The organism is Monashia sp. HAY1-5C (assembly GCF_056755255.1).
The window spans coordinates 1-12,389 of record NZ_JBPGXG010000132.1; the positions used below are offsets into that span (position 1 = coordinate 1).

11 protein-coding genes are annotated in these 12,389 nt (G+C 74.3%); 6 read left to right on the top strand and 5 right to left on the bottom strand.

Annotation, left to right across the window (positions count from 1 at the left end):
* Positions 1–96: 96 nt before the first annotated feature.
* The 3 genes from ACR9ZK_RS17330 to ACR9ZK_RS17340 all read right to left on the bottom strand — a co-directional run bounded on the left by ACR9ZK_RS17330 (position 97) and on the right by ACR9ZK_RS17340 (position 2,611).
* The gene (locus ACR9ZK_RS17330; protein ID WP_481343196.1) at positions 97–708 is read right to left on the bottom strand and encodes a hypothetical protein; all 612 of its coding nucleotides are present in this window, start codon (positions 706–708) and stop codon (positions 97–99) included.
* Positions 709–839: 131 nt separating this feature from the next.
* A complete protein-coding gene (locus ACR9ZK_RS17335; protein ID WP_481343197.1) occupies positions 840–1,817 on the bottom strand; it encodes an NAD(P)H-quinone oxidoreductase in 978 nt (325 codons plus the stop codon).
* A gap of 32 nt (positions 1,818–1,849) precedes the next feature.
* Complete coding sequence (locus tag ACR9ZK_RS17340) at positions 1,850–2,611, bottom strand: IclR family transcriptional regulator (RefSeq protein ID WP_481343198.1); 762 nt, start codon at positions 2,609–2,611, stop codon at positions 1,850–1,852.
* 124 nt (positions 2,612–2,735) lie between these two features.
* Between ACR9ZK_RS17340 and hutH the strand changes: the two genes are divergently transcribed.
* Positions 2,736–4,331, top strand: a complete 1,596-nt coding sequence (hutH, locus tag ACR9ZK_RS17345) for a histidine ammonia-lyase (RefSeq protein WP_481343199.1) — start codon at positions 2,736–2,738, stop codon at positions 4,329–4,331.
* Positions 4,332–4,371: 40 nt separating this feature from the next.
* Positions 4,372–6,027: a urocanate hydratase gene (gene hutU, locus ACR9ZK_RS17350; RefSeq protein ID WP_481343200.1), complete on the top strand. Its 1,656-nt coding sequence runs from the start codon at positions 4,372–4,374 to the stop codon at positions 6,025–6,027.
* Between the two features lie 15 nt (positions 6,028–6,042).
* Here hutU and ACR9ZK_RS17355 read toward each other — a convergent pair whose 3' ends face one another.
* A complete protein-coding gene (locus tag ACR9ZK_RS17355; protein ID WP_481343201.1) occupies positions 6,043–6,621 on the bottom strand; it encodes an aminoacyl-tRNA deacylase in 579 nt (192 codons plus the stop codon).
* Between the two features lie 83 nt (positions 6,622–6,704).
* Between ACR9ZK_RS17355 and ACR9ZK_RS17360 the strand changes: the two genes are divergently transcribed.
* The 3 genes from ACR9ZK_RS17360 to hutI are packed head-to-tail and all read left to right on the top strand — an operon-like array spanning position 6,705 to position 10,524.
* On the top strand, positions 6,705–7,976 hold the full coding sequence (locus ACR9ZK_RS17360; protein WP_481343202.1) for an allantoate amidohydrolase: 1,272 nt from the start codon (positions 6,705–6,707) through the stop codon (positions 7,974–7,976).
* Positions 7,976–9,322 (top strand): formimidoylglutamate deiminase, encoded by a 1,347-nt coding sequence (locus ACR9ZK_RS17365; RefSeq protein ID WP_481343203.1) that lies wholly within the window; start codon positions 7,976–7,978, stop codon positions 9,320–9,322. Before ACR9ZK_RS17360 ends, ACR9ZK_RS17365 begins: the two co-directional genes overlap by 1 nt.
* Positions 9,319–10,524: an imidazolonepropionase gene (hutI, locus tag ACR9ZK_RS17370; RefSeq protein ID WP_481343204.1), complete on the top strand. Its 1,206-nt coding sequence runs from the start codon at positions 9,319–9,321 to the stop codon at positions 10,522–10,524. Before ACR9ZK_RS17365 ends, hutI begins: the two co-directional genes overlap by 4 nt.
* Positions 10,525–10,534: 10 nt before the next feature.
* Here the strand turns inward: hutI and ACR9ZK_RS17375 are convergent, their stop codons facing one another.
* Positions 10,535–10,744 carry a DUF1918 domain-containing protein gene (locus tag ACR9ZK_RS17375; protein WP_481343205.1) on the bottom strand — a complete coding sequence of 70 codons (210 nt, stop codon included), beginning with the start codon at positions 10,742–10,744 and terminating at the stop codon, positions 10,535–10,537.
* Between the two features lie 281 nt (positions 10,745–11,025).
* Here ACR9ZK_RS17375 and ACR9ZK_RS17380 point away from each other — a divergent pair, with 281 nt between their 5' ends.
* Positions 11,026–12,336: a sensor histidine kinase gene (locus ACR9ZK_RS17380; RefSeq protein WP_481343206.1), complete on the top strand. Its 1,311-nt coding sequence runs from the start codon at positions 11,026–11,028 to the stop codon at positions 12,334–12,336.
* Positions 12,337–12,389: the final 53 nt, after the last annotated feature.

A 12,389-nucleotide genomic window follows, 5' to 3' on the forward strand; every position in this document is an offset into this window, starting at 1 on the left:
CCAGATGTAGCTCCGTCTCGTGGGCTCGGAGATGTGTATAAGAGACAGCCCATGGCGCCCGCCCGCGCCGCGACCGGCTGACCCGCCGAGGTGGGCTCAGCGGGCACCCGCCGTGGCGAACCACGGGTGGTGCAGGTCGTGGTAGCTGACGTCGCTCATGAGCGAGGACATCTCGTCCATCATCTGCTGGGCGTCCGGGGGCGGCGTCTGCCGCTCGCCCTCGCGGGCCGCGTCCTCGGTGGTGAACGCCATGGTCTGGGTGAAGAACCCGTCCTTGTCGACGGCGATGGTGCCGCCGATGATCTCCGGACGCATCTGGTGCAGCTGGTCCATCGGCTGCTCCATCGCGTGCCGGAAGCGCTCGGGGTCGCTGAGGCGACCCTGGATGACCTGGACGAACCCGGCGTCGTCGCGCCCGCCGTCGAGCATCATCGTCACGTCGTCGCAGTCGTGGAAGCTGACGTCGCCGTCGAAGCAGGCCGCTGTTTCGCGCCACCACGCGTCCTGCTCGGGGCGGCCCGAGTTGCGCTCGGCGTCCTCGCGCGACGCGAACCGGACCACGCCGACGAACTCACCGTCGTCGGTCAGGCCGTACGTGCCGCCGAGGAAGCCCTCTGCACCAGCCTCGAGCTCGTCGCGCCAGCGGTCCATCTGAGCGTGGATGCGGTCCGCGTCCTGGCACTTGCCCTGGATCACCTGGATGAACACCTCGTCACCTCCCGTTCGGGGGCCGCTTCGTGCGAAGTGGTCCGGTTCCCGACGGTACGCCGGGACGGCCCGGGCGTCACCGGGACGAGTCGGACTCGGCCGGATCGTCCCGTCGCAGAGGCGAGCCCGCGTCAGGTGGTGAGCAGCACCTTGCCGATGTGCCCCGACGCCTCGAGCTCGCGGTGCGCGTCGGCAGCCCTCTCGAGGGGCAGCCGCGTGTGGATGACGGGCCGCACGACGCCCGACTCGAGGAGCGGCCACACGTGCTCGCGGACCGCCGCGACGATGGCCGCCTTCTCCGCTGCGGGCCGGGCACGCAGGCTGGTCGCGATGACGGCCCCGCGCTTGGCGAGCAGGACGCCGAGGTCGAGCTCGCCCGTGCGTCCGCCCTGCAGGCCGATGGTGACGAGGCGCCCGTTCGTCGCGAGGACCTCGACGTTGCGCGCGAGGTACTTCGCGCCCATGTTGTCGAGGATGACGTCGGCGCCGTGGCCACCCGAGCCGGCCCGGACCTCCTCGACGAAGTCCTGCTCCCGGTAGTTGACGAGCACCTCGGCGCCGAGCTCGCGGCACGCGTCGAGCTTGGCCTGGGACCCGGCGGTGACGGCGACGTGGGCGCCGACCGCCTTGGCCAGCTGGATGGCCATGGTGCCGATGCCGGAGCCGCCGCCGTGGACGAGGAGCCACTGGCCCGGCTGGATGTTGGCGGTGAGGAAGACGTTGGACCACACGGTGCAGACGACCTCGGGCAGGCCGGCAGCGTCGGCGAGGTCGACGCCCCGAGGCACCGGCAGCAGCTGGCCCTCGGGGACGACCACCCGCTCGGCGTAGCCACCGCCCTCGAGCAGCGCGCACACCTCGTCGCCGACCGACCAGCCGGTGACGCCCTCGCCGAGCGCCGCGACGCGCCCGCTCACCTCGAGGCCGGGCAGCTCGCTCGCGCCGGCCGGGGGCGGGTAGTGCCCCAGCCGCTGCATGACGTCGGCGCGGTTGACGCCGGCGGCGACGACGTGGACGAGCACCTCGCCGGGACCGGCCACCGGGTCGGGCACGTCGGCGGGGACGAGGGCGTCGGCGTCCCCGAACTCGGGGATCGTGATGGCGCGCATGGGCCGAGCCTAGGCGACGCCCTCCGCGGGCCTCACCGGGCCGGGCTGAGGCGGCGCGCCACGTCGTCGGCGGCCGACCGGGCGCGCCCGACGAGGTCGGCGACGTGCTCGGGAGAGCCCTCCGTGGTGCGGAACGTCACGGCGACGGCGGCGAGCGGCCGGCCACCCCGTCCGAGCACCGGCACGGCGACCGACGAGAGGTCGGGGGTGACCGTGCCCTCCTCGCGGGCGTGCCCGTCGGTGCGGGCCCGGGTCAGGACGCCACGCAGCTCCGCCAGCGAGCGGGGGCCGATGCCGTGACGCTGCACGAACGCCCCGCGGTCGGGGTAGAGGGCGCGCACCTGGCTGGCCGGCAGCGCCGACAGCATCGCCAGGCCCGAGGCCGTCAGGTGGGCCGGCAGGCGCACGCCGACGTCCGTGACGAGCATCGGCTGGCCCGGGGCGCGCTCCTCGAGCAGGTAGATGACGTCGCGCCCGTCGAGGGTCGCGAAGTGGGCGTTGCGGCCCGAGCGGTCGACGAGCCGCCGCACCGGACCGCGGGCCACCCGGGCGAGGGGCGCTTGGCGCTGGTACGCCGAGCCGAGCTCGTAGGCGGCCTGGCCGAGGCCGTACCGGCGCTCCTCGGCGTAGTGGGTCACGTAGCCGCGACCGAGCAGCACCTTGAGCAGGTGGTAGACCGAGCTGCGGGGCAGCCCGAGGTCGCGGGCGATCGACGCCGCGGGTACGGGCTCGGCGTGCCGGGAGAGGTGCTCGAGCACGTCGAGGGCGTTGGCGGCGGCCGGGGCGTTCGACACGCGTCCACCACCTCCTCCGAGTCGGGTACGGGCTCGCCCTGGCGCCGGGCGAACGTCTCGCATCCGAGACGATTGTGCTCCTTGCGGGCCGTCCGCACCAGCCGGGAGGCGGTTCCATGGAGCCATGAACGCAGCGCTGCCCGGCACCCACGCGGTCGCCACCCCCTCGCAGTCCTCGACCGCCACCGTCACCGTCGGCACCGGACCGCTCAGCATCGACGAGGTCGTCGCGGTCGCCCGGCACGGGGCGCGCGTCGCCCTGTCTGACGAGGCGGTGGCCGAGATCGCCCGCAGCCGCGCCGTCGTCGAGGCCCTGGCCGACGACACCGTTCCGCACTACGGCGTCTCGACGGGCTTCGGTGCCCTCGCGACGCGGCACATCCCCACCGAGCTGCGCGCCCAGCTGCAGCGCTCGCTCGTCCGCTCGCACGCCGCCGGGACCGGCGAGGAGGTCGAGCGCGAGGTCGTGCGCGCCCTCATGCTGCTGCGCCTGTCGACGCTCGCCACCGGCAGTACGGGTGTCCGGCTCGAGACGGCCCGCGCCTACGCCGCCGTCCTGTCCGCGGGCATCACCCCCGTCGTCCACGAGTACGGCTCGCTCGGCTGCTCCGGCGACCTCGCGCCGCTGGCGCACTGCGCCCTCGCCGTCATGGGCGAGGGCCCGGTCCGCCTCGCCGACGGCACGCCGACCGACGCCGCGACCGCGCTGCGCGACAACGGGATCGAGCCGATCGTGCTGGCCGAGAAGGAGGGCCTGGCCCTCATCAACGGCACCGACGGCATGCTGGGCATGCTCTGCCTCGCCATCGACGACCTGCGTCACCTGCTCCGCGTCGCCGACGTGTCCGCGGCCATGAGCGTCGAGGGCCTCCTCGGCACCGACGACGTCTTCGCCGCGGACCTGCACGCCCTGCGCCCCCATCCGGGCCAGGCCGCGGCGGCCGCGAACATCCGTGCGGTCATGGCGGGTTCGCCGATCCGCGAGTCGCACCGCACCGAGGAGTGCACCCGGGTGCAGGACGCGTACTCGCTGCGCTGCGCCCCCCAGGTGCACGGCGGCGCCCGCGACACCGTCGAGCACGCGGTCCGCGTGGCCTCGGCCGAGCTCGCCTCCGCCGTCGACAACCCGGTCGTGACCCCGGACGGACGCGTGGAGTCCAACGGGAACTTCCACGGCGCCCCGGTCGCGTACGTCCTCGACTTCCTCGCCATCGTCGTCGCCGACGTCGCGTCGATGGCCGAGCGCCGCACGGACCGCTTCCTCGACGCCGCCCGCAACCACGGCCTGCCGCCGTTCCTCGCCGAGGACCCCGGCGTCGACTCCGGCCTGATGATCGCCCAGTACACCCAGGCCGCGATGGTCTCGGAGCTGAAGCGCCTCGCGGTCCCGGCCTCCGTCGACTCGATCCCGAGCTCGGCGATGCAGGAGGACCACGTGTCGATGGGGTGGTCGGCCGCGCGCAAGCTGCGCCGGTCGGTCGACGCCCTCGGCCGCGTCCTCGCGATCGAGCTGCTCACGGCCGCGCGTGGCATCCGGCTGCGCGCACCGCTCGAGCCGTCGCCGGCCTCCGCCGCGGCCATCGCCGCGCTCGACGCCGTGACGAACGCCGCGCCCGGCCCCGACCGCTTCCTCGCGCCCGACATCGAGGGCGCCCACACCGCGGTGCGCGACCGCTCCGTCGTCGCGGCCGTCGAGGCCGTCACCGGCCCGCTCAACTGACCCAACTGCCTGAACCTGCTTGAACGAGAAGGGAACCGACATGGAAGGTGCACGTCCGGTCCGCGCGGCGCGCGGGACGCAGCTGACGGCGCGCTCGTGGGCCACCGAGGCCCCGCTGCGGATGCTCATGAACAACCTCGACCCCGAGGTGGCCGAGCGTCCCGACGACCTCGTGGTCTACGGCGGCACCGGCCGCGCGGCCAGGGACTGGCGGTCCTTCGACGCCATGGTGTGCACGCTGACGACGCTCAAGGACGACGAGACGATGCTCGTGCAGAGCGGTCGCCCCGTCGGCGTCATGCAGACGCACGAGTGGGCCCCCCGCGTCCTCATCGCCAACTCCAACCTCGTCGGCGACTGGGCCACGTGGCCCGAGTTCCGCCGCCTCGAGCACCTGGGCCTGACGATGTACGGCCAGATGACCGCAGGGTCGTGGATCTACATCGGCACCCAGGGCATCGTGCAGGGCACGTACGAGACGTTCGCCGCCGTCGCCGAGAAGAAGTTCGGCGGGACGCTCGCCGGCACCCTGACGCTGACCGGTGGCTGCGGCGGCATGGGCGGCGCGCAGCCGCTGGCGGTCACCCTCAACGACGGCGCGTGCCTCATCGTCGACGTCGACCCGGCCCGCCTGCACCGACGCGTCGAGCACCGCTACCTCGACGAGGTGGCCGAGAACCTCGACGACGCGGTCGAGAAGGCCCTCGCCGCCAAGCGCGAGCGACGCGGCTGGTCCGTCGGCGTCGTCGGCAACGCCGCCGAGGTCTTCCCCGAGCTGCTGCGTCGCGGTGTCGAGATCGACATCGTCACCGACCAGACCTCGGCCCACGACCCGCTGTCCTACCTGCCGGTGGGGGTCGAGCTCGCCGACTGGCACGAGTACGCCGAGAAGAAGCCCGAGGACTTCACCGACCGCGCCCGCGCGTCGATGGCTGACCACGTCCGGGCGATGGTCGAGTTCCAGGACGCGGGGGCCGAGGTCTTCGACTACGGCAACTCGATCCGCGACGAGGCGCGCCTCGGCGGGTACGACCGCGCGTTCGAGTTCCCCGGTTTCGTGCCGGCCTACATCCGGCCGCTCTTCTGCGAGGGCAAGGGCCCGTTCCGGTGGGCCGCGCTCTCCGGCGACCCGAAGGACATCGCCGCCACCGACCGGGCCGTGCTCGACCTGTTCCCGGACAACGACCGCCTCCACAAGTGGATCCGCGGCGCCCAGGAGCGGATCGCCTTCCAGGGCCTGCCCGCGCGCATCTGCTGGCTCGGCTACGGCGAGCGCGACAGGGCCGGACTGGCGTTCAACGAGCTCGTCCGCACCGGCGAGGTCAGCGCGCCGATCGTCATCGGCCGCGACCACCTCGACTCCGGCTCGGTGGCCAGCCCCTACCGCGAGACCGAGGCGATGGCCGACGGCTCCGACGCCATCGCCGACTGGCCGCTGCTCAACGCCCTCGTCAACACGAGCTCGGGCGCCAGCTGGGTGTCGATCCACCACGGCGGGGGCGTCGGCATCGGTCGCAGCCTCCACGCCGGCCAGGTCAGCCTCGCCGACGGCACCGACCTCGCAGCGCAGAAGCTGGCCCGCGTGCTGACCAACGACCCCGGCATGGGCGTCATCCGGCACGTCGACGCCGGCTACGAGCGCGCCGAGGAGGTTGCCCGCGAGCGCGGTGTCCGCGTCCCGATGCAGGAGGGCTGACCCGACCCGATGCCCTCAGCCCTTGCGGACCTCCTCGTCGGAGATGTCGGCCACGGTCGCGTCGAAGAGCCGGATGACGTCGTCGCCGGCGACCGTGAGCCCGACGCCGTGCGCACCTCCACCGATGGAGATGCGACGTCCGACGAGGTGGCTGTCGGCGATGACGGGCAGGGCCGTCGCGGACCCGAAGGGCGTGATGGTGCCGCGCTCGTAGCCGGTCACGGCCTTCGCGGCCGCGGCGTCGGGCATCGAGATGCGGTTGGTGCCGAGGAGGGCACGCACCTTGGCCCACGAGAACGTGCGGTCACCGGGTACGAGGACGAAGACATGGTCGTCCTCGGAGCGGCGCACCACGAGCGTCTTGATGAGGTCGCGCGGCTCGATGCCACGGGCTGCCGCGGCCTCCTCGAGCGAGCCCACCCGACCGTGCCGGGTCGCCGTGAACGGGATGCCCGCGGCTCGCGCAGCCTCGACCGCCGGCGTGCGGATCGGCTCGGACTCACTACGCTCGGCGGTGTCATCACGGTCGGGCCCCTGCGGGGAGCCGTCGGGGGAGGCGTCGGTGGAGGCGTCGGGGGAGGCGTCGGGGCACATGTGCGACAGCCTAGTTTCGAGGCCTGGTTTCGAGGCCGGTGCGAGCCACCGGCGACGCGAGGAGTGGACGAGGTGACGACGACGTGACGACGAGCTTCGACCGGATGTGGGCCGACCTCGAGCCGGTGGGCCGCCACAGGGACACCGGAGGCTACCGGCGCTACGCGTGGACCCGGACCGACCACGACCTGCGGGAGTGGTTCGCCGCCGAGTGTGCCGCCCGTGGCCTGGACGTCGTCGAGGACCGCGCCGGCAACCAGTGGGCCTGGTGGGGCGACCCCGACACGACGCCCGGCGTCGTCATCGGCTCGCACCTGGACTCGGTGCCCGACGGCGGCGCGTACGACGGGCCGCTCGGGGTGGTCAGCGCCCTCGCCGTCGTCGACGACCTGCGCGCCGCCGGCGTCGATCCGGACGTGCCCCTCGGCATCGTCAACTTCGTCGACGAGGAGGGGGCCCGCTTCGGGGTCGCCTGCGCCGGCTCCCGCATCATCACCGGCGAGCTCGACGCCGACCGCGCCCGCTCGCTCGCCGACGGCGACGGCGTCACCATGGCCGAGGCGTGGAGCAAGGCCGGCCGCGACCCGGCGTCCATGGGGCCCGACCCCGATACCGTGCGCCGCGTCGGCCGGTTCGTCGAGCTGCACATCGAGCAGGGCAAGGCGCTCGCCCTCGCCCCGGACGGCACCGACGACCTGTCCGACGACGCGCGTGCCGTCGCCATCGGCACCGACATCTGGCCGCACGGCCGGTGGCGCATCGACCTGCCGGGCGAGGCCAACCACGCCGGCACGACCCGCCTCGAGGACCGCCGCGACGCCATGATCTCGCTGGCCGACGTCGTGCACGCCGCCCGCTCCTACGCGACCGCGCTCGGCTGCGTCGCCACCGTCGGCAAGGTCGTCGTCGAGCCGGGCGGGGTCAACGCGGTGCCGAGCCACGTCACGGCCTGGCTCGACGCGCGGGGCCGCTCCGAGCACGCCGTCCGCTCCGTCGTCGAGGCCGTCGCCGGCGACGCCATGCGCACCGGAGGGGAGACGACCATCGAGTCGTGGACGCCGCCGACGACCTTCGACGCGGACCTCGTCGAGCAGCTGCGCTCCGTCCTGCCCGCCGCGCCCCTGCTCGGCACCGGTGCCGGGCACGACGCCGGCATCCTCGCCACGCACGGGGTGCCCTCGGCGATGCTCTTCGTCCGCAACCCGACGGGAGTCTCGCACTCGCCGAAGGAGTCGGCCTACCTCGACGACTGCCACCACGGCGTCAGCGCCCTGACCGCCGTGGTCACCGCCCTCACCGCTCCCACCGCTCCCGCCGCTCCCGCCGCTCCCACCGCTCGGAAGGACACCCCCTGATGACCTCGTTCTGGTGCGAGAGTGCCTGGCTCACAGGGGGCTTCGCCCACCGTGTCCGACTCGTCACGGCCGACGGCTGCTTCAAGGAGGTGCTCGTCGACGCCGACCCGGAGCCCGGCGACGTGCACCTGGCCGGCGTCACGCTGCCCGGCATGGCCAACACGCACAGCCACGCCTTCCACCGGGCCCTGCGCGGTCGCGTCAACGGCGGCGGCGGCAACTTCTGGAGCTGGCGCGAGCAGATGTACGCCGCGGCGGAGCAGCTCAACCCGGACACCTACTTCACGCTCGCGCGGGCCGTCTTCGCCGAGATGGTCCAAGCCGGGTTCACGGTCGTCGGCGAGTTCCACTACGTCCACCACCGTCCCGGCGGCCACGCCTACCGCGACCCGAACGCCATGGGCCTGGCCCTGCGGCAGGCCGCGGAGGAGGCCGGCATCCGCCTGACGCTGCTCGACACGTGCTACCTCGAGGGCGGCCTCAACGGCGGCGGGCACGTCGAGCTGCACCCCGGCCAGCGCCGGTTCAGCGACGGCACCGTCGACGCGTGGGCCGAGCGCATGGCCGCACGTCCCGGGCCGACCGACCGGGTCCGCCTCGGCGCGGCGATCCACTCGGTGCGGGCCGTGCGTCGCGAGGACCTGCCCAAGGTCGTCGAGGCCGCCGGCGACCTGCCGCTGCACGTGCACCTGTCGGAGCAGCCGGGGGAGAACCTCGCCTGCCAGATGTACTACGGCTGCACCCCCACCGAGCTGCTCGACGGCGCCGGGGCGCTCGGGCCCGACCTCACGAGCATCCACGCCACGCACCTGACCGAGCACGACCTCGAGCTGCTCGGCGGCACCGGCACCGGCGCCTGCATCTGCCCGACCACCGAGCGCGACCTCGCCGACGGCATCGGCCAGTCCCGCGCCCTGCACGACGCCGGCAGCCCCATCTCGCTCGGCTCGGACCAGAACGTCATCATCGACCCCTTCGTCGAGCTGCGCGGCATCGAGATGCACGAGCGCCTGCTCACCAACGAGCGAGACCGGTTCTCGGCCAACGACCTGCTCCTCGCGGCGTCCTTCAACGGGTACCGCGCGCTCGGCTGGTCCGACGGCGGGCACCTGAGCAAGGGCGCCCTCGCCGACTTCGTCACGGTCCGCGCCGACACGGTCAACACCGCCGGCTCGGCGCACGAGCAGATCATCTACTCGTGCGTGGCCTCGGACGTGTCGACCGTCGTCGTCGGCGGTGAGGTCGTCGTCAGCGACGGGCAGCACCGGATGGGTGACGTCGGGCGGCTCCTCGGTGGGGCCATCGAGCGTCTCAGTGCCGGTGTGGCGGGCGGGGTGCACGCGTGAGCCTGCTGCTCACCGGTGTCGCCGAGCTGACGACGAACGACCCCGAGGTCTCCGACTCGCTCCCGCCGGGGTCCGAACCGGGCGACCGGCTGCTCGGCATCGTGCGCGACGCCGCGCTGGTCGTGTCCGACGACGGCGTCCTCGAGTGGGTGGGCCGGCGGGCCGACGCGCCGGCCGCGGACAGGTCGCGCGACCTCGGTGGCCGGGCCGTCATCCCCGGCTTCGTCGACTCGCACACGCACCTCGTCTTCGCCGGGGACCGGTCGGCCGAGTTCGCGGCGCGGATGACCGGGACGCCGTACGACGGCGGCGGCATCCGCGTCTCCGTCGAGGCCACGCGAGCCGCCTCCGACGACGAGCTGCTCGCGCTCGTGCGCGGCCGCGTCGCGGAGATGCGCGCCCAGGGCACGACGACCGTCGAGGTCAAGAGCGGCTACGGGCTCACGCTCGAGGACGAGGTGCGCGCCCTGCGCATCGCACGAGAGGTGACACCCCACACGACGTTCCTCGGGGCCCACGTCGTCCCGCCGGAGTACGCGGCCGACCGGGCGGCGTACGTCGACCTCGTCACCGGCCCGATGCTCGATGCCGTTGTCCCCCAAGGCGGTCCGGCCCTGGCCGAGAGCATCGACGTGTTCTGCGAGCCGCACTCGGCGCACGCCTTCGACGCCGACGAGTCCCGCGCCGTGCTCGAGGCGGGCCGGGCGCGCGGGCTGCGGTTGCGCGTGCACGGCAACCAGCTCGGCCACGGCCCCGGCGTCCGTCTCGCGTGCGAGCTGGGCGCGGCGAGCGTCGACCACTGCACCTACCTCGACGAGGCCGACGTCGAGGCCCTCGTCGCAGCGCGCGGCACGACGGTCGCCACCCTCCTGCCGGGCGTCGAGTTCTCGACCCGCTCGCCCTACCCGGACGCCCGCCGCCTCGTCGACGCCGGGGTCGACGTCGCACTGGCCTCGGACTGCAACCCGGGCACGTGCTACTCCTCCTCGATGCCGTTCGCCATCGCCCTCGCCGTGCGCGAGATGGGGCTGACGCCGGCCGAGGCGCTGCACGCCGCGACGGCCGTGTCCGCCCGGTCGCTGGGCCTGGACCGGCGCGTCGCGGCGGGTCGGCCGGCGCAGCTCGCGGTCGTCGACGGGCCGAGCCACCTGCACGTGTCCTACCGCGCGGGCGTGCCCGTCGTGCGCAGCCTCGATCTCTGAGACCGGCCGGTCAGCCCGGGGCGGCGTCCTCGGTGGCGGGCTCGCACTTGAGCACCGAGCCGGGTCCGGGGTGGATCAGGCCGGTGTGGCCGTCGGACCACTCGACGACGTACGGCGGCCCGCCACCGTCGCCCTTGACCTCGCGGATCACGCCGACCCGCGTCGACTGGCCGACGTGCTCGGCCGCCATCGTGATGCGGTCACCCACCTTCGCGTCCATGGGCGCACCTCCTCGTGCCGTGCCTGTGTGCTCGTGGGCGGAGCCCGTGACCGGGTCCAGTCCCAGCACACCACCGCCGGGGGTCGCGCGGGAAGAGGTCCGCGCCGATCCGCGCCGATCCGAGTCGATCCGCGCCGATCCGCGCCGATCGGGTGACGTCAGGGGCGACGTGACGGTCGGTGCATCGACGCGTCCGTCCTCCCGGGGTCGCACCCGCGGGCCACACCGGTGCGACCACGGGCGGACGCCCCACGACGGCGTGCTCGCCTAGGCTCGGGCGCATGAGGGAGGGGTCCGTGTACGACTGGCTGCAGCGGCGCCCCCTCCTGCTCGACGTGCCGCTGGCGCTGCTCCTGTCGTTCGTCGCGGTGGCCGTGCTCGGCTCGGGCGCGGCCAGCCCCTTCTGGGCGCTCCTCGGCCTGCCGAACCTCGCCCTCGTGTGGCGCCGGAGCCGTCCGACGCTCGCCTTCACCGCCGTGTGCGTGGGCCTGGCCCTCCGCGTCGTCGTCGTGCGCGACCTCCTGCCGAGCGACACCGCGTTCCTCGTCGCCCTGTACTCGCTCGCGGCCCACGGACGCCGGCGGCCGGTCCGGCTGGCCGGGCTGGGGGTCGCCGCGATCGCCTCGGCGATCGCCGCGGTGCGCTTCACGGCCGAGTCGGTGACCCACCTCGAGGCACCCGCCGTCGCGTTCACGTTCGTCGCCTGCGCGACCGCCGCCCTGTCGGCCTGGACGCTCGGTGACCTCAAGCGGGCCCGGCTCCAGCGGCTCGCCGACCTCCAGGACCGGGCCGAACGCGTCGAGCGCGAGCGTGAGCAGGAGCTGCGCCTCGCCGCGCAGCAGGAGCGCGCGGCGATCGCCCGCGAGATGCACGACGTCGTCGCCCACGCCCTGTCCGTCATCGTCGTGCAGGCCGACGGTGCCGCGTACGCCGCGACGCGCCGGCCGGAGGGCGCCCTCGAGCAGGCGACCCGCACCCTGGTGACCATCGGCGCCACGGCACGCGACGCCCTCGGCGAGACCCGCCGCCTCGTCGGTGTGCTGCGCGACCCGGACTCGGGCGCGGAGCTCGCCCCGACCGGCGGCCTCGAGCAGCTCGACGACCTCGTCGCGGGCGTGCGGGCCGCCGGTGTCCCCGTCACCCTGACGGTGCACGGCACCGACGCGCCGCGCCCCGTCGCGCTCGACCTCGCCGCGTACCGCGTCGTGCAGGAAGGCCTGACCAACGTCATCAAGCACGCCGGGGCGGGCGCGCAGGCGCGCGTCGACGTCGTGCAGGAGCCCGGACGCCTCCGGGTGTGCGTCCGCGACGACGGGCGCGGCGCCGCGAGCCTAGACGACGGCCGCGGGCACGGACTGGCCGGCATGCGTGAGCGGGTCGCCGTGCACGACGGGACGCTCACGGCCGGGCCGCACCCGCACGGTGGGTTCGAGGTCCTCGCGACGCTGCCGCTACCGGCCGAGCCGTCGGCGGCCCGGCCGCTCCTCGGGCCCGTGGACCACACCGTGCCGATGGCGACCACGCCCACCGTCCCCGTCCCGACCCTGTCTCTTATACACATCTCCGAGCCCACGAGACGGAGCTACATCTAGGGGGGCGGGGTCTGCTTTGGGGGGGGGGGGGGGGGGGGGGGGGGGGGGGGGGG

Coding starts and splice junctions, on each gene's coding strand:
- ACR9ZK_RS17335 (WP_481343197.1), bottom strand. CDS start 1,817: ATGCGCGCCATCACGATCCCCGAGTTCGGGGACGCCGACGCCCTCGTC.
- hutH (WP_481343199.1), top strand. CDS start 2,736: ATGAACGCAGCGCTGCCCGGCACCCACGCGGTCGCCACCCCCTCGCAG.
- hutU (WP_481343200.1), top strand. CDS start 4,372: ATGGAAGGTGCACGTCCGGTCCGCGCGGCGCGCGGGACGCAGCTGACG.
- ACR9ZK_RS17355 (WP_481343201.1), bottom strand. CDS start 6,621: ATGTGCCCCGACGCCTCCCCCGACGCCTCCACCGACGCCTCCCCCGAC.
- ACR9ZK_RS17365 (WP_481343203.1), top strand. CDS start 7,976: ATGACCTCGTTCTGGTGCGAGAGTGCCTGGCTCACAGGGGGCTTCGCC.
- ACR9ZK_RS17375 (WP_481343205.1), bottom strand. CDS start 10,744: ATGGACGCGAAGGTGGGTGACCGCATCACGATGGCGGCCGAGCACGTC.
- ACR9ZK_RS17380 (WP_481343206.1), top strand. CDS start 11,026: ATGAGGGAGGGGTCCGTGTACGACTGGCTGCAGCGGCGCCCCCTCCTG.